This window comes from Pseudomonas trivialis (assembly GCF_036864995.1).
GTDB classification, from domain to species: Bacteria; Pseudomonadota; Gammaproteobacteria; order Pseudomonadales; family Pseudomonadaceae; genus Aquipseudomonas; species Aquipseudomonas trivialis.
Map to the genome: position 1 here is coordinate 1,037,452 of NZ_CP142151.1, position 23,575 is coordinate 1,061,026.

18 protein-coding genes are annotated in these 23,575 nt (G+C 59.2%); 5 read left to right on the forward strand and 13 right to left on the reverse strand.

Going from position 1 to position 23,575, the window contains the following annotated elements:
* Positions 1-5: 5 nt before the first annotated feature.
* The 12 genes from VRB54_RS04510 to VRB54_RS04565 form a co-directional block, all read right to left on the reverse strand.
* Positions 6-1,454 carry an alginate O-acetyltransferase gene (locus VRB54_RS04510; RefSeq protein ID WP_338479679.1) on the reverse strand — a complete coding sequence of 483 codons (1,449 nt, stop codon included), beginning with the start codon at positions 1,452-1,454 and terminating at the stop codon, positions 6-8.
* Between the two features lie 11 nt (positions 1,455-1,465).
* On the reverse strand, positions 1,466-3,034 hold the full coding sequence (gene algG, locus VRB54_RS04515) for a mannuronan 5-epimerase AlgG (RefSeq protein WP_338479681.1): 1,569 nt from the start codon (positions 3,032-3,034) through the stop codon (positions 1,466-1,468).
* Complete coding sequence (locus VRB54_RS04520) at positions 3,034-4,521, reverse strand: alginate export family protein (protein WP_209988848.1); 1,488 nt, start codon at positions 4,519-4,521, stop codon at positions 3,034-3,036. Before VRB54_RS04520 ends, algG begins: the two co-directional genes overlap by 1 nt.
* Positions 4,518-5,942, reverse strand: coding sequence for an alginate biosynthesis TPR repeat lipoprotein AlgK (gene algK / locus VRB54_RS04525; RefSeq protein ID WP_422396092.1), 1,425 nt, complete (start codon positions 5,940-5,942; stop codon positions 4,518-4,520). Before algK ends, VRB54_RS04520 begins: the two co-directional genes overlap by 4 nt.
* A 95-nt stretch (positions 5,943-6,037) precedes the next feature.
* Positions 6,038-7,204, reverse strand: coding sequence for an alginate biosynthesis protein Alg44 (locus VRB54_RS04530; protein ID WP_338479683.1), 1,167 nt, complete (start codon positions 7,202-7,204; stop codon positions 6,038-6,040).
* 36 nt (positions 7,205-7,240) lie between these two features.
* On the reverse strand, positions 7,241-8,722 hold the full coding sequence (gene alg8 / locus VRB54_RS04535) for a mannuronan synthase (RefSeq protein ID WP_162276077.1): 1,482 nt from the start codon (positions 8,720-8,722) through the stop codon (positions 7,241-7,243).
* Positions 8,723-8,799: 77 nt separating this feature from the next.
* Positions 8,800-10,116, reverse strand: a complete 1,317-nt coding sequence (locus VRB54_RS04540; protein ID WP_338479684.1) for a nucleotide sugar dehydrogenase — start codon at positions 10,114-10,116, stop codon at positions 8,800-8,802.
* Positions 10,117-10,928: 812 nt separating this feature from the next.
* Positions 10,929-11,708: a peroxide stress protein YaaA gene (gene yaaA, locus VRB54_RS04545; protein ID WP_338479685.1), complete on the reverse strand. Its 780-nt coding sequence runs from the start codon at positions 11,706-11,708 to the stop codon at positions 10,929-10,931.
* A 162-nt stretch (positions 11,709-11,870) separates the two neighbouring features.
* On the reverse strand, positions 11,871-12,719 hold the full coding sequence (icmH, locus tag VRB54_RS04550; RefSeq protein WP_338479686.1) for a type IVB secretion system protein IcmH/DotU: 849 nt from the start codon (positions 12,717-12,719) through the stop codon (positions 11,871-11,873).
* Positions 12,720-12,815: 96 nt separating this feature from the next.
* Positions 12,816-13,922 carry a type VI immunity family protein gene (locus VRB54_RS04555; protein ID WP_338479687.1) on the reverse strand — a complete coding sequence of 369 codons (1,107 nt, stop codon included), beginning with the start codon at positions 13,920-13,922 and terminating at the stop codon, positions 12,816-12,818.
* Positions 13,915-15,246: a VRR-NUC domain-containing protein gene (locus tag VRB54_RS04560; RefSeq protein ID WP_338479688.1), complete on the reverse strand. Its 1,332-nt coding sequence runs from the start codon at positions 15,244-15,246 to the stop codon at positions 13,915-13,917. The genes VRB54_RS04555 and VRB54_RS04560 overlap by 8 nt, the downstream gene beginning before the upstream one ends.
* Before the next feature lie 3 nt (positions 15,247-15,249).
* Positions 15,250-17,580: a type VI secretion system Vgr family protein gene (locus tag VRB54_RS04565; protein ID WP_338479689.1), complete on the reverse strand. Its 2,331-nt coding sequence runs from the start codon at positions 17,578-17,580 to the stop codon at positions 15,250-15,252.
* A 239-nt stretch (positions 17,581-17,819) separates the two neighbouring features.
* Here VRB54_RS04565 and VRB54_RS04570 point away from each other — a divergent pair, with 239 nt between their 5' ends.
* The 5 genes from VRB54_RS04570 (at position 17,820) to moaE (ending at position 21,940) form a co-directional block, all read left to right on the forward strand.
* Complete coding sequence (locus tag VRB54_RS04570) at positions 17,820-18,944, forward strand: polysaccharide deacetylase family protein (RefSeq protein ID WP_338479690.1); 1,125 nt, start codon at positions 17,820-17,822, stop codon at positions 18,942-18,944.
* Positions 18,945-19,291: 347 nt separating this feature from the next.
* Complete coding sequence (locus VRB54_RS04575) at positions 19,292-20,686, forward strand: PhoH family protein (protein WP_057006789.1); 1,395 nt, start codon at positions 19,292-19,294, stop codon at positions 20,684-20,686.
* Positions 20,687-20,775: 89 nt separating this feature from the next.
* The gene (moaC, locus tag VRB54_RS04580) at positions 20,776-21,249 is read left to right on the forward strand and encodes a cyclic pyranopterin monophosphate synthase MoaC (protein ID WP_338479691.1); all 474 of its coding nucleotides are present in this window, start codon (positions 20,776-20,778) and stop codon (positions 21,247-21,249) included.
* Positions 21,246-21,488, forward strand: a complete 243-nt coding sequence (gene moaD, locus VRB54_RS04585) for a molybdopterin converting factor subunit 1 (RefSeq protein WP_057006787.1) — start codon at positions 21,246-21,248, stop codon at positions 21,486-21,488. Before moaC ends, moaD begins: the two co-directional genes overlap by 4 nt.
* A 2-nt stretch (positions 21,489-21,490) precedes the next feature.
* Positions 21,491-21,940, forward strand: a complete 450-nt coding sequence (gene moaE, locus VRB54_RS04590) for a molybdopterin synthase catalytic subunit MoaE (RefSeq protein WP_338479692.1) — start codon at positions 21,491-21,493, stop codon at positions 21,938-21,940.
* Between the two features lie 149 nt (positions 21,941-22,089).
* Here the strand turns inward: moaE and rhlB are convergent, their stop codons facing one another.
* Positions 22,090-23,535: an ATP-dependent RNA helicase RhlB gene (gene rhlB, locus VRB54_RS04595; protein ID WP_338481053.1), complete on the reverse strand. Its 1,446-nt coding sequence runs from the start codon at positions 23,533-23,535 to the stop codon at positions 22,090-22,092.
* Between the last annotated feature and the right edge of the window lie 40 nt (positions 23,536-23,575).

Sequence of the window (23,575 nt, forward strand, 5' to 3'; positions counted from 1 at the left end):
TAACCTCACTTTCCGAGTTGGGCGGTCTGTTGACCACCGCCTGGAAATACGTTGCGTGTGCAAATTTTCGCTTCGACTTTCTGCGCGGCAGCGCCCGCTTCGGGGCCCTGCACTTCCACGGCCAGCAGGTTCTGCGAGGCCCAGTCTTCATCGGTGCGCAGTTCAAAGGCGAAACGCCCGTCTGTATCGGATGTTTCGGGTTTCTCGATCTTGATGTCCTCGTGGCGCCCGTTCATGTACCAGAGGGTGGCTTGCAAGGTTTTCACCGACGGATCGGCGAAGCGGATATCGACCTGGTGGTTTACGTTACGCAGGTCCTTGTTCGAACTGTTGACCATCAGTTCGTTCTTGCCGGGTTTGAGCGTGGTGCTGGCACTCATCTGCGCAGGCTTGCCTTCGCAGCCGTTGTCGAGCAGCGCCATCATCTGGCGGTAGATGGTTTCCTGGTCCAGGCGATACAGCGGCGAGAATTCCCAGATAAGGATTTTCGGCGGGGTTTTCTGGAATTCTTCGCTGCCCAGGTACTGGATCATCGAGCCTTCCAGGCCACCGCCGGGGAAGGCGACGTTGAGGATGTCGGCGCCGATTTCCTGCTGCAGGAACCCGGCGAAGTTGTAGTTCTTGCCGCTGTGGCTGGTGCCCACCAGGGTGATCTGCGGGTTGCCCGAATCGCTGAACAGGTCGCCGTCGCCCGCTTCGCCCTTGGGCTCGGTGGTGAACTGGTCCATGTACTGGATCGCGTAGCTGGTGCCGCACAGTTGGCCGGCCATGTTGTGCAGGGTGCCGGTCTTGCCCATGCGCCCGGAGCGCTTGGTTTCGAATTCGTGGCGGGGAATATCGGCAAATTCGGGCAGCGAGCGCACCTTGGCGCCGACGATCTTCGCGGTGCGCTGGGCGCCGTACGGGGTCCAGTGCTGGTCGCCGCGGAAGTAGAAATCGTGGGCCGGCAATTCATCCGGCAGTTGCTCGTTGGTCAATGGCGACAGGTCCGGCACCACGTAGCCCATTTTGGCGAAGCGGCCGAGCATGGTCTTGTAGTTGCCCAGTGCCTTGTCGAAATCGAACGAGGCTTTTTCCGCCGGGTTGAGCTTGTTGCGGTTCACCAGACCACGGGTCGGCTGGTAGACCAGCACCAGTTCCACGCCCTTGGCCTTGAACGCATCGTGCAGCTGTTGCAGACGTTTGTAGCCGGCGGGGCTGGTGTCGAATTCGGTGCGCAGGTCTTCCTGGGTACGGAACAGCCAGTCGCCCTGGGCTTGTACCAGGGTGGTGAAGTTCTGCTGATAGCGCGTGGTGTAGTTCTTCGCGTCATGGGCGGCCGGGCACAGGCTGCAGCACGGTTCGGCGGTGAAGGTCGGCGCCTTCACTTCGTCGGCGCGCACGCCCTGGCTGGCCGCCAGCAGGCCGAGGGTCAGACCCGAAAGGCTCAGCAGTTTGATCATGTGTGGGTGCATAAGGGTCATCCTCAGTCCAGCATTTCGGTCTGGCGTTCGACAGGGTCGATCAGCACGGCTTTCTGCTGGCGCACCAGCAGGTCGAGAATTTCTTCCTGGCGCTCACCGAGAATCCCGGAGAAGCTGATGCCACTGGTTTTGGCCGGTGCCAGCATCGACACGCGGTACAGCTCGATACTCAACGGCGAGTCGATCGACAGCGGCCCGCTGCCGTTACCGGCCAGTTCACCGCCGACCACGATCAGCGAAACCTTCGCGTCGAACGGGTCGAGCGCGATATCGCGGTCGGTGTCGGTCAGGTCCTTGATGTGGCCGTAGACGCCGGTCAGCCCGTTGGCCATCGAGGTGTTTTCGTACAGCTTGATGTTCACGCTGTTACGCACGCGGATGCCGTGACGACGGTTGCTGATCACCTTGTTGCCCCACAGCAGGTTGTCGCCGCTCTCATAGAGGGTGATGCCGTCGGTGTGGTTGCGGTAGATCTCGTTGTCGGCGATCAGGTTGTTGACGCTGTTACGGTCGATCACCAGGCCCGAGAGCTTGTTGTCGTAGCTGCGGTTGTTGAAGATGAAGCTGTCGTTCACTTCCCGGGAAATGATGATGCCGTGCTTCTTCTTCGTGCCGTACACGGTGTTGTCCGCGATGATCAGGCCGTGGGACCGGTCGTGGGGGTCAATGCCGTAGACGATGTTGTCCTTGTAGGTATTGCCCTTGATCACAAAGCCCGTGGTCTCGTAGCAGTAGAAGCCGTACCACATGTCCGAGAACTCTGAATCGATGATCCAGCCGGTCGGCTCAGGGCGCTTGAGCACCTTGGCCATGTTCGGCGTGTACTGGGAAATACTCACCCCGTACGACTTGCTGTTGGCGTAGCCGAAGCTGGCCATCTTGCTGTTGGCGATATAGGTCTGTGTGCCGCCCCAGGCCAGCAGGAACGGGCGGAATTCCTTGGGCGACTTGAACAGCGCCGGGCCGTTGGCTTTTTCATCCCAACCGGTAATTTTGGTGTCACGCACAAACAGCTGGCCGTCGTTGATCAGGAACGAACCGGCTTGCTGGGACAGGCGCAGCTCCTGGGTTTTGCTGTCGATTTCGAGGATGCCCTTGCGGCCCACCACAATCGGCAGCTTGGCCAGGAATACGCCCGGTGACGTTTCGCTCAGGTACTGTTTGGGCACTTTGGCCAACAGGTCCTTGAGGTTCATATAGCCGTCGTCGACAAAGATCGCCTGGGGAATGCCGTGCTGGCGCACCACCCATTCGGCCATCTTGTTGTCACCGCCGATAAAGTCCTTGAGCGCGTCTTCCTGCATCATGCGGCGGATGCTGACCTTGCCCGGCTTGTTGCGCACGATCTTCTTTTCCATCGCCGCTGCGGTGTAGCCCGAGAGGTCGGGCAGCGCCGGCTTGGCCATTTCCAGCGGCGCGGTGGGCGGGCTGGAAATGGTGTAGGTCTTGGCCTGTTGCAGTTCCTTGGCGATGGTCGGCGCCTTGGCCGCCGTGTCGGCAAAGGCCGTGGCGCTGGCCATCAGCATTGCCGCGACGAGTAGGCTTTGAGCATTCATTGCACAGGCTCCCATCAGAACTTCCAGATCACGTCGACAAAGGCGCGATGCATGTACGAGTCGACCTGGCTGCCATAGGCATCACCCGGCTTGAATACACCGGCACGAAAACGCACCAGCGCTGACGGCTCGTCAATCGACTGGCTGAGCGCGGCCGGCAGCAGGCCTTTCTTGAAGTATTTGGTGACGACCAGGTCCATCTCCTGGCCCAGGTCTTTCTTGCCGTCCTCGAGGGGCAGCGAGGTGCTGGAGAGGATCGCGCCGGTCACGTCATCGGTGTTGTTCTGCACCGCGTCGATGCCGTTGCTGCCCACCGGCTTGTTGCCGTCCACGCGCCAGAACTTGTGGTACACCAGGCTGGCGTCGTAGTCCTCGCGCAGCTGCCAGGAACCGAACAGGCTCATGGACTGCATGTTGTTCATCTCGCCACGAAACGCTTCGCCGAAGCGGTGCACGCGGGACTGGGTGCCGGTCCAGTTCGAACGGTTGCTTTGCAGGCCGTTCTGCTCGTACTCGGCGCTGGCACGGGAGTACGCCGCGCCCACTTGCCACTGCGGGTCCAGGCGCAGACGCACGCCCAGGTCGGTGGCCCAGCCGCTGATGTTGTCGCTGCGCTTGGCGGTGGCAGGGCGGCTGCCGTCGGCGTTCAGCGCGTTGACCGTGTCGCGGTCGCCCTTCATGCCGGTGACGCTGGCCCAGTAATTGACAGTGTTTGTGTTGCGCCAGTTATAGGCATCGCTGTTGGCTTCGATGCCGAGCCAGGTCAGGTCGCCGTTTTCGCGCTTGTCCAGCGAGTCGGTGGCCACGCCCGGTTCCGGGAAGTCGAGCTTGCCGTTGTCATGGGTATGGTGGCCGCGCAAGCCGATCCACTGGCCCGGCGTCCACTGGTAGGCGGCGTCGGCGTAGAGGTGCTGGCGGTCCTTGTCGACCGGGGACAGTTCCTTGAGGTCGGTGCGGTATTCACTGAAGCGTTCGGCGGCGCCCACATTGGCCTTGAGTAGGGTGGTGTCGAAGGTCCAGTTCAGCGCTTCGATGTTGGTGTCGCGCCATTGGCCGTCGTCATTGCGCAGGCGCTGGCGACCGAACTTGAGGAGCTCGCCGGGGTAGGGCGTGAAGCCGCCGTACGCCACCCAGAATTCGCGCATCGCCAGGTAATTCTTTTTAGTCTTGCGGTCGCTGTTGCTGGTTTGCTGGTTCTCGTCATCGGCCGACTGTTGCAGGGTGTCGGTCTCGATGATGTCGCTGGAGGCCACGGCCTGGCCCATGGCGTAAGCGCTCCAGTTGCCGCTTTCACCGTAGATCCACGGGCGCAGGTCGATACCGATACCGTTGACGTCGCCGCCTTTCTGGGTGCCCAGGTCGCGGTCGTCTTCGGACTGGCCGGTGACTTTGACTTCCAGGCCGAAGTTCTTCGCTTCGGTGAGCGCGGCCAGGGTCGGGCACGACCACAGCAGGGCGAAGGTCAGGCCGATACCGGCCTTGACGAATGGGTTGAGCTTCATAGGGATTCCTCGCCGTCGTCTTCTTCATCCAGGGCGTGCAATTGCAGCGTGCTCTGGGCCAGGGTGCCGCGGGCGGCCAGTTCCTGTTGCACCAGGCGTTGGCCTTCGGTGCGTTGCTCAGGCGTCAGCGGTGCTTCGAGCTGGGTGGCCAGCTCGTTGGCTTCCGGGGTGTCCTGGGCCTTGGCCAGCTGGCTGAAGACATAGGCGTTCAATGGGTCGGGCTTGGTGCCCTTGCCTTGGGAAAACAGTTGGGCGATGGCGAAGTCGGCGCTGTTCTGGCCGTTGCGCGCAGCGGTCAGCAGGTGGTCCAGAGCTTTCTGCGGATAGACCTTGCCCAGGTAGCCACGGCGGTAGATCTGGCCGAGGTAGTAGTCGGCGGCGACTTCCCTGCCCACGGCTTTTTCGAAATGCGCTTCGGCGGCCTTGGCGTCTGCCGGCACCCACTTGCCTTCGTAGTAGAGCTTGCCCAGCAGCAGTTCGGCGCGCGGTTGGTCGGCGGCACGGCCGTTGTCCAGGTACTGCATCATCTGGTCGACGTCGCCCAGTTCCGGGAAGTCGTAAAGCAGTTGCGCCAGGCTGACCCAGGACGCCGGGTAGCCGGGGGCGATTTTTTCCAGCAAGGCCTGGGCGGTCTTTTCATCCGGGGTGCCGAGGGTGGCATCGCCAAGCACGCGGGCGACGCTGTCGACACGCTGCGCAGTGACGGTGCCACGGCTGTAGCCGGCTTCGAGCTGCTTGAGCAACTCGGCCTGTTTTTCCGGTGCGGCCTGTTTCTGGTACACGGTGGCCAGTTCGACGTAGCAGATATCGGTGGTGTTGAGCGCGGCCTTGCAGATGCGCTCGACGTCAGCCAGATGCTGGTCGTAGGTGTCCTGGGTGCGATACAGCAGCACCTGGGCCAGGCCGGCTTCCGGGTAACCGGCAGCTTGCCATTTCGTGATCTGTTGCTGCGCGTTCACATTCGGGAAGCTGTGCGGGTATTGCAGGTACAGCATCGCCAGCGGGATCAGCGTGTTGCCTTCGCCATTGGCAAAGGCTTTTTTCAGCAGGCCTTCGGCTTCATGGTGCTCGGCTTCGGTGCTGCCCGGCTTGGCCACCAGCAGGCGGCCGAGGCGGGCCTGGGCGCGCGGCGAGGTGTCGGCCGCGGCGCGGTAAGTGGCTTCGGCCTGTTTGATTTGCTCAGGATCGCGGGTGCCCACCTGGATATCGGCCAGGCCCACTTGGGCCTCGCTGTAACCCAGGTCTGCCAGTTGCTGGTAATTGTGCTGCGCGGTGGCGGTGTCGCCGCGTTTGAGCGCTTCGTTGGCCAGGCGCTGGTCGGGCAGGCCGGCACAACCGGCCAGAGAAATGGCCAGTGCCAGCGCGCAGTAGGCCGAGGCGAAATGCAATCTGCCCTGGGTGGGAGCTGGCTTGCCTGCGATGACGGTGCTGGATTCACCACCGCTATCGCGGGCAAGCCCGGCTCCCACAAGGGTCGGTGTTGTGATTGAGATAGGGTTCACAGGCATGTCCTCGCTTACAGACCGTGAGCCATGGCTTTATCGATCAGCCAGTTCAGCGACGGGCCACGGTCGCTGGTGACTTCCACCGGGCGGCCGGCGTAGGCGCTGTCCAGCGGTGCATCGGGCTTGATCTGCACGCGAATGTCGGAGGACAGGTCGGCGCTGTTCAGGCTGGTGCTGCTGACGATGGTGCCGGTGCGCACCTGTTCTTCATCGGCCACCTGGAAACTCACCGGGGTGCCTGGGCGCACGTCGCCGAACTGGCGATAGGTGAAGCGCGCTTCCACGTTGGCCTGGGCGCCGCGTGGCACCAGTTGGAAGATCACATCGCCTTTGCTGGCGTATTGGCCGTCGGCGACCATTTGCTGGGCAACCACGCAATCGCACGGAGAGGTCAGGGTGCCGGTCATTTGCTTGCCGAACAGCTCCTCAACCTTGGCCGGTTGCAGCTGGTCTTCATCCAGATGGCCTTTGAGGACGTCGAGCATGCTGGTGCTGAAGGTGGCCAGCGGTGCGCCTTTGGCGGCAATCGCGTCACCTTTGAGCAGGCTCTGCACGGTGCCGTCGCGCGGCATGGTCACGTTCATGCCGGGTACGCTGACCAGGCCGGCCTGGGCGTGGCTGACAAAGTACATGCCGTAGACCGACTTGAAGACAAACCCGAACGCGGCCAGGCCGACGATGAAGATACCGGCGCTGAACACTACGGCGCGCAGGCGACCGAACGCGGTCATGCCGCTGCCGCCGTCCTTGACCTTGCGCGCCTTGGTGAAGTTGTCACGCTGCAGGGTGGCGAGCACGTCACCCATGGTCACGATGTCGCCGGACAGGTGCGAGGTGATCAGGTGGCGCAGGGTGGAAATATCCTGCTGTTCCAGGTTCTGGAACTGGCAACCGGTGCGGCCGGTCTGGCGGTCGTAGGAGCGGATCTGCAGCTCCACGTCCATCGCCAGGCCGAGGTTATCGATCACAAATTGCAGGCGGCCCTTGTGCACTTCACCCACGGTCAACGGCTGGGTGGCGGTGAACGCCAGGCCGCCGGCGGACAGGTCGATCACCCGGGCTTCGGTCTGGGTGCGGTCGGTGTTGAAAAAGCGCAGCTTGGCCGGGATTTTGACCCGGGCATGTTGGCGCTGGGCTTCGGACTCGTGGACAACGTTGGCGTTTACTTGGCTATTCATCGGTGTAATTCCTAGGTTAATTCAGGCTTGGCAGGGTCAGACCATCATCAAGAGCACGGCGACGAAAATGCTGCCGGCGGAGAAGGTCATGGTCCGAGACGACCAGGTGTTGAACCAACGTTGAAAGCTGGCCAAATCGCGGGTCAGTTTGGTGTCCTGGCGGGTCCAGGACTGTTGATCAAGGCGGAAGAACACGTAGATCTTCACCAGCGCGCCCATGATCTGGTTGTAATAGAGAATCGCCGGGTAAGCCGGGCCGATGGTGTGGCCGGAGCACGACAGCAGCAGGGTGAGGATCAGGCGGGTAATGCCGATCCACAGCAGGTACGCGAGGATGAAGGCGCCGCCGTACTTGAAGGTGGCAATGATCGCCACGGTCAGGCCGAGCAGGGAGGTCCACATCGACACGCGCTGGTCGAACAGCACGATGCTGGTGAACAGGCCGAGGCGGCGTACACCCAGGCCCAGGGCACGGGAGTTCTGGCGCAGGTTGTTGCCATACCAGCGGAACATCAGCTTGCGGCTGGCCTTGATAAAGCTCTTTTCCGGCGGGTGTTCCACGGTGTTGATCGCGGCGTCCGGCACGTAGAAGGTGTCGTAGCCCAGGCGCATCAGGCTGAACCAGCTGGATTTGTCATCACCGGTGAGGAACTTGAAGCGGCCCAGGCGCCAGTGTTGCAGCGAGTCGCTTTCCACGTCGGCGATAAAGCCCGGGTCGGTGACCACGCTGGCACGGAACACTGACATGCGTCCGGTCATGGTCAGCACGCGCTTGGACAGGGCCATTGAGCACATGTTGATGTGGCGCTGGGCGAAGCGCAGCTTGTGCCATTCGCTCATGATGTAGCCGCCGCGCACTTCGCAGAACTCGTTGGTGGTCAGGCCGCCAACGTTGCCGAACAGCTGGAACCACGGCACGGTCTTGCGGACAACACCTTCTGCGAGCACGGTGTCGCCATCGATCACGGCTACCACGGCGCGGTCATCCGGCAGGTGGCGGGAGATGGCGCGGAAACCGAAGGCCAGGCCGTCGCGCTTGCCGGTGCCGGCGATGCGCACGAAGTCGAGCTTCACGTGCTCGGGTGGGTTCATCTTCTCCCACAGGCTTTTCACCAGCAGCTCATCGGACATTTCCACCAGCGAGCAGACTACGGTGGTGGGGAAGCCGCATTCGATGGCTTCGCGGATCACCGAGCTGTAGACCTGCGCGGTGGTCAGCGCATCGATACGAAAACTGGTGACCATCAGGAACACATGGGACGGGTCGGCAGCCTTGCCCAGCTTGCGCACCTTGCGGCGCAGGTGCGGGTACACGACGTACAGGAACAGCATGCCGCGAAAGAAATGCGTCGCACCCATCGAATAGCGCCAGATACCCACGGCGCCAATCAGGAAAATAAAATTCTTCGACTCGGAGTCGAACGTGCTCGCCGGCAGCAGCAGGGCGAGTCCCATCAGCAGGCTGAGAAAGAACAGCCAGCCAGCCGATTGCAGGAGTACATGTTTTAACTTGGACATAAGCGTCATCCGAAGGTGAAGAAGGCTTCAAGCCGCAGGCGCCGTGTGCGCCTGCAGCTTGAAACTCGCCGTTGCTGTTACCAGCAAATGCCTTCGGTGCGACCTGTCGTGCAGGTGGCCTTGGACATGAAGCCCACCAGGTCGATCACTTGCTTGCCGTGCGGTGCGTTCTGCGCCAGGGCGCGGAATTTCTCGTCACGGTTGCCGAGGATGATCACGTCGGAGTTGTTGATCACCTCATCGAAGTCCGAGTTGAGCAGGGACGACACATGCGGGATCTTGCCTTCGATGTAGTCCTTGTTCGCGCCGTGGACACGGGCGTACTCGACGTTGCTGTCGTAGATGCTCAGGTCGAAGCCCTTGCCGATCAGCATTTCGGCCAGCTCCACCAGCGGGCTTTCGCGCAGGTCGTCGGTGCCGGCCTTGAAGCTCAGGCCCAGCAGGGCGACTTTGCGCTTGTCGTGGCTGTTGACGATGTCGAAGGCGTTCTGCACCTGGGATTCGTTGCTGCGCATCAGCGAGTTGAGCAGCGGCGCTTCCACGTCCAGGGAACCTGCGCGGTAGGTCAGTGCGCGCACGTCCTTTGGCAGGCACGAGCCGCCGAACGCGAAGCCTGGGCGCATGTAGTACTGGGACAGGTTGAGGGTCTTGTCCTGGCAGACCACTTCCATCACTTCGCGACCGTCGACGCCGACGGCCTTGGCAATGTTGCCGATCTCGTTGGCGAAGGTCACTTTGGTGGCGTGCCACACGTTGCAGGTGTACTTGATCATCTCGGCAACGGCGATGTCCTTGCGGATGATCGGTGCGTCGAGTTCTTCGTACAGCGACTGCAGGACGTCGCCGGAGGCTTTGTCGAACTCGCCGATAACGGTCATCGGCGGCAGGTCGTAGTCGGCGATGGCAGTGGATTCACGCAGGAATTCCGGGTTGACCGCGACGCCGAAGTCGACGCCGGCCTTTTTGCCCGAGCAGTCTTCGAGAATCGGGATGACCACGTTGGCCACGGTGCCTGGCAACACAGTGCTGCGCACTACCACGGTATGACGGGTGGCCTTGTCACGCAGCACAAAACCGATTTCGCGGCACACGGCTTCGATGTAGTCCAGTTCCAGGTCGCCGTTCTTCTTGCTTGGCGTACCGACGCAGATCATCGACAGGTCGGTGTCACGAATCGCTTCGGCGAAGTTGGTAGTGCCACGCAGTCGGCCGGTTTCGATACCCTGGCTCAACAGCTCGCCCAGACCAGGTTCAACGATAGGCGATTTGCCAGCGTTGATCAGGTCGATCTTGTCCTTGGAAATGTCTACGCCAACCACGTCGTGGCCACGGGCAGACAGGCAACCGGCACAGACTGCGCCAACGTAACCCAAACCAAATATGCTGATGCGCATCGCAATTACCTCTGTATTTAAATCATTGCCATTGGATGGCCGGAGTTCATGTTTGCAAGCGTCACTAATGCCGCGAAAGTTAGGCGAATAGACGCCGACTTGCCGCATGCAGGCATGTTGAATAACGAGTGACTAACTATTGCACTCAAGTTGTGCGCAACGTGGCCTTGTTATTGGGGCCTGCCCTCAAATGCAGCCAGCCTTCCTGGGAGAAGGACGTGGCGCCAGTGCCGCAAAGCCTTGATAGTGGCTATAAGCCTTTAATTATCAATACCTTGGGCTGTCTCACTGACCCATCAGGGGAAGCTCGGCCTTGGCCTTATAGTGTGTGGCAATGCATCCTTATCGCCGCTCTTAACTAGTGGGTTGGTGTTGTGACCCCTGAGCGAAAGTTGATGTGACAACTTCGCTACTTCCGTTGGTCTGCCATGTAAGTCATCTCCTACAGAAACATAGAATTTCGTTACCGGTGGTATGAGCAGTGCTTTGAGGTGAAGTTCCTGGCCGCTCATCCTGTTTCTGGAAATTTCTTGAAATATTAGAAAAGATGGCACTGGTATTATATTGATAGCACTTGCTACTTAAGCCAGTAGTTATGGGGGCATGGTGCGCAAAGATAGTTTTGTGCCACTAGTGTTTTGGAAAAGTGGTGCCACTACGAAAAAAATCGACGAATGTCGAGTGAAAGATTTTTCAGGATTTCATGTGAATTTTTTTTGACGCCAATAAAACGACGTTTTCAGGCGTGAGGGTCAGGTAAAAAAGTGGGAGGCTGCGTGCTCCCACCTTTGTATGTCAGTGTCGACCAGGCTCTATTGCGGTGCGTGATCGCGCAGGAACACCAGCTTGTCCGGTTTGGATTGCTCTGCATTGAAGCGATAGCCCTGCACGTCGAACTCCTTGAGCCTGGCCGGATCGTTGATGCGTTCTTCGATGACAAAGCGGCTCATCATGCCCCGGGCTTTTTTCGCGTAGAAGCTGATGATCTTGTACTGGCCGTTCTTCAGGTCCTTGAACTCGGTGTTGATGATCCGTGCGTTCAGGGCCGTGCGCTTGACCGCCGAGAAGTACTCGTTGGAAGCCAGGTTGAGCAGCACGTCATCGCCTTGTGCGGCCAGCGCTTCGTTGAGCCATTCGCTGATGCGCGTGCCCCAGAAGGCGTACAGGTCCTTGCCACGGGCGTTGGCGAGTTTGGTGCCCATTTCCAGGCGGTACGGCATCATCAGGTCGAGCGGGCGCAGCAGGCCGTAGAGGCCCGAGAGCATGCGCAGGTGATCCTGGGCGTAGCTGAAATCGTCGTCGCTTAAGGTGTCGGCGTTGAGGCCGGTGTAGACGTCGCCCTTGAACGCGAGCAGCGCCTGCTTGGCGTTTTCGGGGGTGAAGGAGGGCGTCCAGCTGCCGAAGCGCGCAGCGTTGAGGCCGCCGATCTTGTCGGAAACGTGCATCAATTCGCTGATTTGCGCCGGGGTCAGTTGGCGCAGTTGTTCGATCAGTTCCTGGGAGTGGTCGAGGTACTGCGGTTGGGTGAAGCGCTGGGTGGCCGGTTTTGACTCGAAGTCGAGGGTTTTGGCGGGGGATATCACCATCAGCATGAGGTTGGCTCCTGGAATCGTGGCGTGTAGCGTGGGCGGGATTCTAGGGGTTGGGGCGTTTCGACTCCACCTATGATGGTGATAGGCACATGATGAGTGCTGAATAAACGACCAAAGTGTCTCGGGCCACGGGCCCGCTGGGAAGAACACGCTGGAAATCGGTTAGAGGTTGAGAATCCGCTCCAGGGACACCAGCACTTCCTGAGTGATGGCGTTCAGGCGGATCGTGTAGATCGTGTAGGCGACCGTCAGCACGACGGCGGCCATGGCCCAAGGCGTCCACAATGGCCAGGCGCGTTTGATCCGGTAGTTGCGCGGCGCGACGTTTTTCAGCGGGTCGGTCAGGTGCTTGGGCGTCTTGCCGCGCAAGGGGCGCAACAGGCCGTGCAGTTGGTCGATGATTTTCTGTATTTCGTCATCGCCCCTGATATGGGCGCCGTATTTGCCCATGAGGCCGGAGATCAGGCACTGGTACATGAACTCCAGCACATGCTGATACCGAGCCGCTTCGGGGATCATGTTGTTCATGACGGTGAAGAATCTATCGCCGCCTTGGGTTTCTCCATGAAACTGGCTTAGCAATGAGCGCGCGCTCCACGTGGAGAGCCTGCCCCAGGTGGTGCGCATGACCACCTCGTCCACCAGCAGGCACAGGCTGTAGGAGTAGGCCTTGAGCATGCCGGCGTCGTAGTCGAGCTGGCTGACTTCTTCCATGATCGTGGTGATCTGGTTGCTGACGCTCAGGTACAGCGCAGGTACGTCATCGTGGTGGTCCAGACGGCGCAGGCGGATCACCAGACCGATCAGCGGCGTGGCGGCATCGCACAGTGGGTTCCAGGCCACGCCGCGCATGTCGAATTCCGGATCCGCGAGGAGAGCGGGTGGCTTTGGTTTGGTCTGCTCCACACTGAGGTCCGCGGCTTCGCTGCCGGTGTCCTGCGGCAAATAGTTGAAGAGCAGGCCGCTATCTCCCTCGGTAGGCACGTTTTTGCTGGGTGTGGATTCCCTCATTTTTCACTCCTGTTGTTCAGAACTGCAATTCAACATCCGGCGATTTATCGACGGGATGGCGATCGAACTCGATGGCACTGAGGCCAGCAGGGTCGATTACATTTTGGATTTGTCATCAGGTACCTGGTTTAGCAGGTCGTCAAACATCTTCCTGCTGGCGTTCAACTGTTGTTGCTCTGTTGCTGATATACGGCGGTACAGCGGTGAAGGCTGTTGCTTCGGAGTGTCTTTGGGGAGGTCAAAGCGGCGCAGCCATTGGTTGCTGGTGCGCTCGTTGAGGCGCACTTCGCCGGCAATCGAGCCATAGTGCAGTGAGCCAATATTGCTGACACGCAATGGTTTGAGCACTTCATTGACCATCACATATAACTCAGGGCGTGGGTCAACATTGGCTTTGCCCAGAGCCGGCCAGTCGCCGGCGCGAAAAATCGTACCCCACTCGTAAGGCAAGATACCTATGCGTACGTCGTTGAGTTGTTCGAGCAGGTCCTCGGTTTTACCTAGTTTGCTTACCCAGTGGTGGGCCAGGTAGGTGTACCAGTTGAGGTTGCTGTAGCCGGTTCGCCAAGTCTCGCTTGCAATGAGTAGGGTTAAATCTATGCCTCTATATTGTTCTAGTAGTTCGTATTCAATATGTTGGTAGTTTTGTATCTCGTAACTGTTCTGAATGCCCAGGCCGGCGGTTCCATGCAATGGGCGTAAAATCTTGCACGTGTCTAATATTAGTTTTTCAAAGTGTATTCTTCCACTGCCTTTAAGTTCTTCTACTGGAAGGTAAAATCTTATTGTCGTTAGAGAGTTATGGATTCGTTCGAACCATTCAACAGGGAGTATTGCCTCAAACATGTATTTTCCAGAGTGTTGAAATCCCTGCTGGGATGACCACATGAATGAAGCTGAGTCAGCAAGCCCATCAGACTGAATGTAGGAGAGGCAAAGGTTCATCGTCTGAGGGCAAAAATCTTGCGTGATGATTTTTTCACTTCCCATGTATCCCCATACCAGCTGTTCACCGAAATGCTTACAGTAAAGCTCAAAAGCCTCAGCAATATGTTTTCGGCGGACTGGAAGGTAAGCATCCACCAGGTAAAAAGTTGCTACTAACCCAACTTGCAAGACCGGCTGCTCTTCATCTTTTTCATCGACGATGGTGAAGTCCCAGCAATGGGCGTTGAAGTCTTTGAAAAACTGCTCTTCATTCATGATTTGCCTCCGGTACATCCTCCCAAAACACATAGTTATGGAGGGTGGTCTGTTGGTGTTGCTGGCGTTGCTTCCATTCAGCCCATCGGGCCTGAGTGTCATGATCGTCGTCGAAGAAAGATGAGCCTGACGACACTCTGTTGCCTTGGGCAAATGCGGGCATGGCGGTTCCAGCCCCTGCACTGCCACCGGCGAAAACTCGCTTGGCAGCAGTGATAAAAGGTTTGAAATGGATCGAATGCCCACCCGCATTGGCGACCAGAGCAGTCGCTTCTGCAGTAGCAGTAGCAGGTGCGGCCGCCATAGACACCATTGCAGCGCCAATAGCGACAAAGGGCGCCGCCAGCGTCATTTCAATGCTTGCAACCGCTCGTTGGTTTTGTGCCTGTATCGCCCGCTGATCCGGTGCCGCTGTCATCACTGGGGTTCCAGGCGCTACGAACTGGGTTTCCAGTCTCAGCCGCGCCGCTGCATGTTCAGCATCTATACGGCCCACCAACAGCTTGTGTCTGGCTGCGGAGGCGCGTGATGCCAGGCTAATGACTTGTTGGACTGGCCTATACACGGGCTCGCTTACCGAGGAGCGAACCCACTCACGCCATTTTTGTTTGTCACTGGAGTCGCAGTTTTTGGTCTCTAATAGTCTAAGTTTTGCCGTGTCTCCAGCAATACGTTGATATGCTAGTTGTTGAATCGGAGAGAGGCTATCCCCTGGAAATTTCATCTCAATCACCGATGACAAATTACTTTGACTGTATTGCGACTTACCTGGATTACCGAACGCCCTAAGGCGCAGCACATCAGGAATACGCAGCAATCCACGAGGGTTTTTTTGTCCATCAATCCACAGCGCACCGTTGCCAGTGGGTGGCGAGGGGGACAGCATCTGTTCAAGGTCGGTTTTGCTCAGTAGATCGGTTTCAACGCGCATGCTTGCCAGTTGCTCAAAATGGCGATTACGCAACTGTTGGTATTGAGAGAGTGGAAAACTGCTGGGACGATGAGGTTCGCGTTTGCTCATGATAGGTTGTGGCGGGCTTTTGCTCATATCAAACCCAACTTCACCACAGTATGGAAAGTGATACTTGAACGCCTCGTTATCACAGCGTACTAACTGCGATACGGTGCGCTGATACATCGGAGAGCCGTCTTTCGCCCGCTTGTATGGGGTTGCTTTAGCGTAGGAGGCTTTTTCACACAGATACCATAAATCGAGCGGGTCGGTGACAGGCAATACCCTACCGCTGTTAGAGGGTTTGGTGACGCTGCGGGTTTTGCCGTCAGGGGCACGGCTTGCTGTTCGCGGTTTTAACGGTTCACTCATGAGTTAGTTATCCTTCGACGTCGGACTTGAAGAAAAGTCGATGTCCATCACGCTAAAGTCATCCCAGTATCCGGCACTGAGCTTCACCAGATTTTTCTCGTCAGCGAATACTTGGATTTCCAAGGGTTCTGCATCGCTTGACTTGACGATTTTGGTTTTACCTTCGGCGTCGGTTCTTTCGCGTAAGGTGTGGCCACTGCCGCGCAGTATTTCATAAGGTCGATCAACTACCGGATTACCGGTATTAGCGTCGCGTAGAATAAAAAATTCTTGTAAGTTGCCCGTTGCAGGGCTGCCTTCGCCCCTCCAGCCGTCATGGGTTTTAGCGCCCCCCGACAGGTCAACCTGACCTTTTATGCTGATCACTATGCCGTCCAATGAGATGCCATTCTCGTCGAGGGTAAGAGTCCCGCCGGGGGCCTTGAAGACAATCCGCTGGCCTGCTTTAACTTCATAGCAAGTCGTCTTGTGTTCAATGGTCTTGCCCGCTGTCAGCCGATAATGACTGTGTACGTTGTGATCAACATTTCCGCCGGTTTGGATGTGATGGTGAGTCCCCGTTTTGTCGTGGCGTTCATTGCCAACCCATTCAATTCGATTGTTGCCGATGGTTATTTCGTGGTTGTGGCCAATGTGATGAAACCGATCACGAGCGACGGCATGGCATTGATCCTGACCAATGCTCACCGTTTCGTTGTTGCCGACTTGCTCTGTGCGGTCATGGCCAATCTCTATTTTTTCATCGTGCTCAACCCGCTCATTGCGGTCGTTACCGACGAAGATGCCGTTGTTGTTTTTGATGTGGACGTTCTTGTCTTTCTCGGCATGGATGAACACCTCTTGGTGTCCCAGCTCATCCTCAAAGCGCAGCTCGTTGAAACCCTCGCCCTTGTGGGTTCGGCTCTTGATGGTCATCCGCGTTTTGTGTTTGGGCAGTTGGTACGGCGGCAGATTGGTCTCGCGGTAGGTGCGGCCGGTGGCGATCGGCTGGTCAGGATCACCATCCAAAAAGCTGATGATCAGTTCCTGATTTATCCGAGGCACGGCCATGGCGCCCCAGGTCGCGCCGGCCCAGCCTTGCGCTACACGGATCCAGCACGAACTCTGGTCGTTGTTTTTGTCCGAACGGTCCCACGGAAACTGCACCTTGACCCGTCCCCATTCATCGCAATAGATCTCTTCCCCCGGCGGACCGACCACCGAGGCGATCTGCGGGCCGTCGATGCAGGGTTTGTCCCGCAGCGGCGCCTTCCAATCCGAAGTCCAGCGGATGGCACTGGCTTTCAACGAGTAAGACGTACCGAGGCCGCTACCAAATGATTCTTCCTGCAGGCTGGTGTGCTGCTTGCCTTCATGCTTGATGGCGATGGTTCGCCAGCGATCATTGAAGTCCTCACGGGGATGCTCGTTGAGGTCGAAGGCCAATCCCGGTTGCAGGCGTTCATCGTCGCCTTCCACATGGGCCAGTTTGGCGTCATTGCGCAGGGCGGCCAGGCGGGTCTTAGTGAAGGGCTTGCCGGCGATATCGCGTTTGTAGCGCCCGGGATAGTCGTAGCGTTCGTAGTCCTTGTGCTGGTTGTTCAGGTCCTGGTCGCCGGTGGCGGTATGCTGCTGGTTGTAGCGCGGGTGGGTGAAGGTGTAGTCGCGCTGCACCTGGCGCGCGGTGCGCACTTGTTCGGTGTAGTGGAAGCGGTTTAACGCTGGCTCCTTGGAATCGCCGCCACCCATGGGCTGGTAGATCACCGGGCAATTGGTGTGCGTGCCGATGGTGCCCAGGCCGCCGACGCGGTCGGTGAGGACCAGGGTATGGCCGTCGGCGCGGTGTTCGAAGGTGTAGAGCAGGCCTTCTTCGGCGGCAAGGCGGGCGATGAAATCGAGGTCGGTTTCGCCGGCCTGTACACAGTATTCGCGGGGTTGGTGCTCGAAGCAGATTTCCGTGCGCAGGTCGGTGAGCTTTTGCTCGGCCAGCATGCTGGTGATGATGTCGGGCACGGTCTGGGCCTGGAAGATGCGCCAGTTGGAGCGTAGATCAAAACGCTTCAGGGTTGGCTCGACTATGGCGGTGTAGCGGGTGCGGCGAAAGCCGGTGTCGCCTTGTTGAAACAGGCTGACCAACCCGTGCACATAGCGCACCGGGGTGTCCTCGCGCCAGATGGTGAAGACCGCATCCAGGTCGAGCATGCGGTAGAAGTCGATGGCGGGGTGGTGACTGACCAGCTCCAGTTCGAGTTTGAAGGTCTGGGAGAGGCCTTCCTCGAGGGTGAACGAGACCACCTCAAAGGGATCGCCCCGCAGCGGTTCGAAGGTGTAACGCAGGTCGCTTTGACGGGGCATGGGGCTTCCTTGTAATGCGCCAGGGTCAGTTGAGACGGACGCAATCCTAGGAAGCTATGATTGGGTGCTTCAATAGTGCTGAGGAAATACAGAGGGCTCTTACCAATTCGAATGCAATAGCTGTCGGACTTTTCTGTCTTTGTCGTGATGGAGTCGTTCAAGCTCAACCTGATCCGACTCCATCCAGTCCCATCACGATCGGCTATAGTGCGCGACGACTCTGGAGAGGGAGACCCCGTGTGCGAATAGCGCTTTTGTTGTCGGCTTGCTTGTTTTGCCTGAATGCACAGGCGGCGCCCGCTGACGTCGCCAGCCTGGACCGCGGCACCTGGCCCGAAAAGCTCGGCAGCCCGGCGCTGTTCGACGTAGCCTCGCGCGCCGAAATCCTGATGTTCTCCCGCAGCCTGCTGGCCAGCGAGTCCCTCGATGAACCCGCGCTCAAACAGCGCCTGGGCCTGAAAATCATCAACCTGGCCGCCATCGACGACCTGCGCCGCCAACTGTGGAAACGCCTGCTGGCGAACTATACCTTCGCCCAGCAGAGCTGCGAGGAAGATGCTTCGTTCTGCTATCTGGTGGAGAGCATGGACGACCTGCGCGAGCAGGTCGGCAAGCTGGAACTCAGCGAAGACTCCTTCTATATAGGCTGGGCCGCACCGAGCCATGCCTTTCATGAGCGTTACCTGGACGAATTGCTGCGCAAAGCGGCCCTGTTCCCGCAGATCAGCAGCGAAGTCGCGCGCTTCGGCGACCATGAACGCAACGGCGACGAATTCAATGACCGCCTGTTCCTGCTCACCTTCGATGGCGGCCCGGCAGCGGTCGGCGGCAATACCGACTGGCTCACCGATTACCTGCGCAAACAGAAAATGAACGCGACCTTTTTCGTGCTCGGCAGCAGCCTGCAAACCCGTGTGGAGCGCAGTTCGGCCAGTGACGTGCAGGCTTTGTATCAGGGGCAGTGTGTGGGGACTCAGGGTTGGCAGTACCGCTCCCACAGCCACTGGGTCGACTGGCAAAGCTCCATCACCCGCAGTGCCACGCTGGCACAGAACCTGATGCCGGAAAACTATGTGCCGCAGTTTCGGCCGCCCTATGGGCAGCGCCGTGCCGACAGCCAGGGATTTTTCCAGTCACAGGGTTTGCAGGTGGCGTTGTGGGATATCGATTCCCAGGACGAGCCGGGCAAGCTCAAGGCCGATGAGTCGGCGCAGCGAGTGCTCACTCTGATGCTGTTATGGCGCAAAGGCGTGATCGTATTCCACGACACCCAGGACCGGGCGCGGTTGGCATTGCCGATGTTGCTGCATGAAACGGCGCAAAGCGGGCTGGGATGGGAGGACTGTCGGGAGGCGTTTCGCTGAAAAGCGCAAGTGCCCGGCCCTGTTGGGTATGAGGCGCTTTTGCGGTGATTTTTCGAAACATTTCAAGGCAGGCGGACTTCCGACTTTAGCGGGGTAGATGGCACTCGGCTAGTGCTATTCGTCATCCTGAAAAATAAACTTCAAAAAAGCGTCAAAGTGCTTTTTTCTGTCATGGGTTTTGCGGTATTACGAAGTCAGACCGCCGAACCCTGCAACACAGGTGGCGTCTTCCAAGACTCCTCCTGTGGGCAATGCACTTGACGTCACTCAGGTGTGCGCGGTGGTCGAATCGAGGCGCAGCACCGCTCAGGTATTGCGTCGAATGGCTCCCACAAAGGTGACCGAGTATGGATGATCATGGACGTAACCCTTCTTCCGACCAGCCAATCCTTTATGTGCTTGATACCAACGTATTGATCCACGATCCAAACGCACTGCTTAACTTCGAAGAACACCACGTCGCCATCCCCATGATCGTGCTTGAGGAACTCGACAAACTCAAAAGCGGGCACCACAGCGTGGCCGCCGAATGCCGCCAGGCCATTCGCCTGATCGACAAGACGCTGGGCGAGGCTTCGCCCGAAGACGTTGAAGTAGGCGTGCCGATCCAGCGTGGTAAAAGCGGACCCAAGGGCCTGCTGTCGATCCTGATGAGCAAGCGCGGCGAGCCCAACAGCCTGCTGCCGGAAAACCTCAACGACAACAAGATCATCAACCAATTGATCGACCTGCACGCGCGCGACAAGGACCTGCGCCTGGTACTGGTGACCAAAGACATCAATATGCGCCTCAAGGCCCGCGCCTGTGGGATCGCGGCCGAGGATTACAGTACCGACCAACTGGTCGACGACGTGTCGATGCTCTCGCGCGGGTATCACACGGTACCGGGTTCGTTCTGGGACCTGGTGGCCAAGGTCGACACCCGTCAGGACCATGGCCGCACCTGGCACCAGGTGCAGTTGATCGACAATCTGCCATCCGTGCACATCAACGAGTTCATCATCGACGAACAGGGGTTTGTGGGCTGGATTAAAGAAATTCAGGTCGACAAGCTGCTGATCCTCGACCTGCATCAGGAGCCCCTGTTGCACCAGGAGGCCTGGGGCCTGAAACCGCGTGACATCTACCAGAGCCTGGCGCTGTATGCGTTGCTCGACCCGGACATTCACCTGGTCAACCTGACTGGCGCCGCAGGCTCGGGGAAAACCATCCTCGCCCTGGCGGCCGCCATCGAGCAGACCATGGTGACCAAGCGCTATCGCCGCATTATCGCGACCCGCAGTGTGCAGGGCCTGGACCAGGAGATCGGCTTTTTGCCCGGCACCGAGGCGGAGAAAATGGAGCCGTGGCTGGGGGCGATCACCGACAACCTCGAAGCCTTGCACATGGATGATGAAAACACCCATGGCAGCGTCGACTACATCCTCAGCAAAGTGCCGTTGCAGTTCAAATCCCTCAACTACATTCGAGGTCGCAGCTTCCAGCAGAGCCTGATCCTGATCGATGAGTGCCAGAACCTCACGCCGCACCAGATGAAAACCATCATCACCCGTGCCGGCGCCGGTTCCAAAGTGGTGTGCCTGGGCAACCTGGCGCAGATCGACACCCCTTACCTGTCCGCGACCAGCTCCGGGCTGACTTACCTGACGGAACGTTTCAAGGACTTCCCGAACGGCGTGCACATTGCGCTGCAAGGGGTACCACGCTCGATTCTGGCTGAATACGCCGAATCTCACCTATAAACGCGGTCAGTGTGGGAGGGGGCAAGTCCCCTCCCACATTTTGTTATGCGTTGGGTTTACAATCGCGGCTCCTGTTCAGGAGTAACGCTGTGCTGACTCATCTCGATTCCCAAGGTCGCGCCCATATGGTCGACGTCACCGATAAATCCGTGACGTTCCGTGAGGCGGTGGCCCAAGCGCGGGTGCGCATGTTGCCGGCCACCCTGCAAATGATTGTCGACGGCGCCCATCCCAAGGGCGACGTGTTCGCCGTGGCCCGCATCGCCGGGATCCAGGCGGCGAAAAAAACCAGTGACCTGATCCCCCTGTGCCACCCGCTGATGCTCACCGGCGTCAAGGTCGAACTCAGCGCCGAAGGCGTGGATACCGTGTGCATCGTGGCGCGCTGCAAACTCTCCGGGCAGACCGGCGTGGAGATGGAAGCCCTGACCGCCGCCAGTGTCGCCGCGCTGACGATCTACGACATGTGCAAGGCCGTGGACCGTGGCATGACCATCGAAAGCGTGCGCCTGCTGGAAAAGCTCGGCGGCAAGAGCGGGCATTTCAAGGCGGATGAGCAATGAGCATCAATGTGCTGTTTTTTGCGCGCTACGCCGAAGCGGTGGGCTTTGATTCGCTGGAGATGGAGGGCGATTTCGCCACCGTCGATGCAGTGCGCCTGGCGTTGGCGAGCGACCCTGAATTTGCAGTGCTCAACGAGAGCAGCTTGATGTGCGCGCGCAACGAGCAATTGTGCGACCTCAATGAACCGGTGCAGGCCGGTGATGAAATCGCGTTTTTCCCGCCCGTGACCGGAGGCTGAACATGGCGATTCGTGTGCAGGCCGGCGCCTTTGACCCGGGCGCCGAGGTCAATGCGATGCACGCGGCCAATGCCGGTGTGGGCGCGGTGGTCAGTTTTGTCGGCTATGTGCGCGACTTCAATGACGGGCGCGATGTGTCGGGGATGTTTCTTGAGCACTATCCCGGCATGACCGAAAAGGCCCTGGCGAAAATCGGCGTGGAGGCCGAGCAGCGCTGGCCGTTGCTCAAGCTGGAAGTACTGCACCGCATTGGCGCGCTGGAGCCGGGCGAGCCGATTGTGTTCGTCGCGGCCGCCAGTGCCCATCGCCAGGCTGCGTTTGATGCCTGTGCGTTTGTGATGGATTACCTGAAGACCCGGGCGCCGTTCTGGAAGAAAGAAAACACGCCGGACGGGCCACGCTGGGTGGAAGGGCGCAGCAGTGATCACGCGGCAGCGGATCGCTGGAAATAGCCAGCCGGACACATATCTCAACACCAGCAGAGATCAAAATGTGGGAGGGGGCTTGCTCCCGATAGCGGTGGATCAGTCACAACATCATTGACTGACAACCTGCTATCGGGAGCAAGCCCCCTCCCACATTGTTGACCGCGTTTTAGCCCTTAAGGGCGCTTGCGCTCGACGGCTCGCAACAGATGCGTCGACGGCGTTTCACAGCTGATCTTGCGCCCCAGCAGCGTCTCGATCGACGGCAACTGATACGAGTCATCTTCCCCGGCAAAGCTGATCGACACACCTGCAGCGCCCGCACGGCCGGTTCGGCCAATGCGGTGCACGTAGTCGTCCGGCACTTCCGGCAGGGTGAAGTTGATCACATGGCTGATGCCGTCGATGTGAATCCCGCGACCGGCCACGTCGGTGGCCACCAGCACGCGAATCTTGCCTTCGCGAAAGCCCTCGAGGGTCTTGATGCGTTTGTGTTGCGGCACATCGCCCGACAGTTGCGCAGCGTTGACGCCATCGCGCACCAGACGCTCCTCGATGCGGCGCACTTCGTCCTTGCGGTTGGCGAACACCATCACGCGCTCCCAACCGTTGTCGTTGATCAGGTTGTAGAGCAACTTGTACTTGTCGGCACCGGCCACGGCGTAGATGTGCTGTTCGACGTTTTCGCTGGCGACGTTCAGCGCTTCGATCTCGACGATGGACGGGTCAGTGGTCCACTGCTTGGCGAGGTTCATCACGTCTTCGGTGAAGGTCGCGGAGAACAGCAGGGTCTGACGCTCGTCTTTTGGCGGGGTCTGGCGAATGATCTGACGCACTTGCGGGATGAAGCCCATGTCGAGCATGCGGTCGGCTTCGTCCAGCACCATCACTTCGACCATGTCCAGGTGCACGTCGCCGCGCTGGTTGAAGTCGAGCAGGCGGCCTGGCGTGGCCACTAGGATGTCGCAGTGGCGGGCTTCGAGGTGCTTGAGCTGCTTGTCGAAATCCATGCCGCCCACAAACGTCATGACGTTGAGGCCGGTGTACTTGGTCAGGTCGGCGGCGTCCTTGGCGATCTGCACCACCAGCTCGCGGGTGGGGGCGATGATCAGCGCGCGCGGTTCACCCATGTAGCGCTCTTTGGGCGGTGGCGTCTGCAGCAGTTGGGTGATGATCGAGATGAGAAACGCGGCGGTTTTGCCGGTGCCGGTCTGGGCGCGGCCGATGGCGTCCTTGCCGGCGAGGGTGAAGCCCAGCACCTGCGCCTGGATCGGCGTGCAGTACGGGAAGCCCAGGTCCTGGATGGCGTGCATCAGTTCCGGGGCGAGCTTGAAATCGTGGAAGCGGGTCTTGCCTTCCTGGGGCTCGACGACGAAGTCTTCGAGTTTCCAGGGGATGACTACCGGTTTGGGCTTGGGCGCACGTTCGCGAGGTGGCCTGGGAGCGGCGACGGGTTCCACCGGTGCGGCAGGTTCAGGCGGTTGGGCAATCGGCGCGCTGCGTCCTGGCTGATGAGCGTCCGTGCGCCGAGGGGCGGCAGGGACAGGCGCACTGGCAACTGGCGCGAGCGGCTCAGCCTCGCTTTTGCCGAACATCTTCTTGAGTGCTTTGAGCACGGTGATCTCATTAATGGGTTAAGGAATGTACGCCGGCCAGTGTAAT

Excerpts from the sequence above, each read along its gene's own strand:
- moaE (WP_338479692.1), top strand. The coding sequence starts at position 21,491 with ATGGCGATTCGTGTGCAGGCCGGCGCCTTTGACCCGGGCGCCGAGGTC.
- moaD (WP_057006787.1), top strand. The coding sequence starts at position 21,246 with ATGAGCATCAATGTGCTGTTTTTTGCGCGCTACGCCGAAGCGGTGGGC.
- yaaA (WP_338479685.1), bottom strand. The coding sequence starts at position 11,708 with ATGCTGATGGTGATATCCCCCGCCAAAACCCTCGACTTCGAGTCAAAA.
- alg8 (WP_162276077.1), bottom strand. The coding sequence starts at position 8,722 with ATGTCCAAGTTAAAACATGTACTCCTGCAATCGGCTGGCTGGCTGTTC.
- VRB54_RS04565 (WP_338479689.1), bottom strand. The coding sequence starts at position 17,580 with ATGCCCCGTCAAAGCGACCTGCGTTACACCTTCGAACCGCTGCGGGGC.
- VRB54_RS04530 (WP_338479683.1), bottom strand. The coding sequence starts at position 7,204 with ATGAATAGCCAAGTAAACGCCAACGTTGTCCACGAGTCCGAAGCCCAG.
- VRB54_RS04555 (WP_338479687.1), bottom strand. The coding sequence starts at position 13,922 with ATGAATGAAGAGCAGTTTTTCAAAGACTTCAACGCCCATTGCTGGGAC.
- VRB54_RS04540 (WP_338479684.1), bottom strand. The coding sequence starts at position 10,116 with ATGCGCATCAGCATATTTGGTTTGGGTTACGTTGGCGCAGTCTGTGCC.
- icmH (WP_338479686.1), bottom strand. The coding sequence starts at position 12,719 with ATGAGGGAATCCACACCCAGCAAAAACGTGCCTACCGAGGGAGATAGC.
- VRB54_RS04575 (WP_057006789.1), top strand. The coding sequence starts at position 19,292 with ATGGATGATCATGGACGTAACCCTTCTTCCGACCAGCCAATCCTTTAT.
- VRB54_RS04510 (WP_338479679.1), bottom strand. The coding sequence starts at position 1,454 with ATGCACCCACACATGATCAAACTGCTGAGCCTTTCGGGTCTGACCCTC.
- algG (WP_338479681.1), bottom strand. The coding sequence starts at position 3,034 with ATGGGAGCCTGTGCAATGAATGCTCAAAGCCTACTCGTCGCGGCAATG.
- VRB54_RS04560 (WP_338479688.1), bottom strand. The coding sequence starts at position 15,246 with ATGAGTGAACCGTTAAAACCGCGAACAGCAAGCCGTGCCCCTGACGGC.
- VRB54_RS04520 (WP_209988848.1), bottom strand. The coding sequence starts at position 4,521 with ATGAAGCTCAACCCATTCGTCAAGGCCGGTATCGGCCTGACCTTCGCC.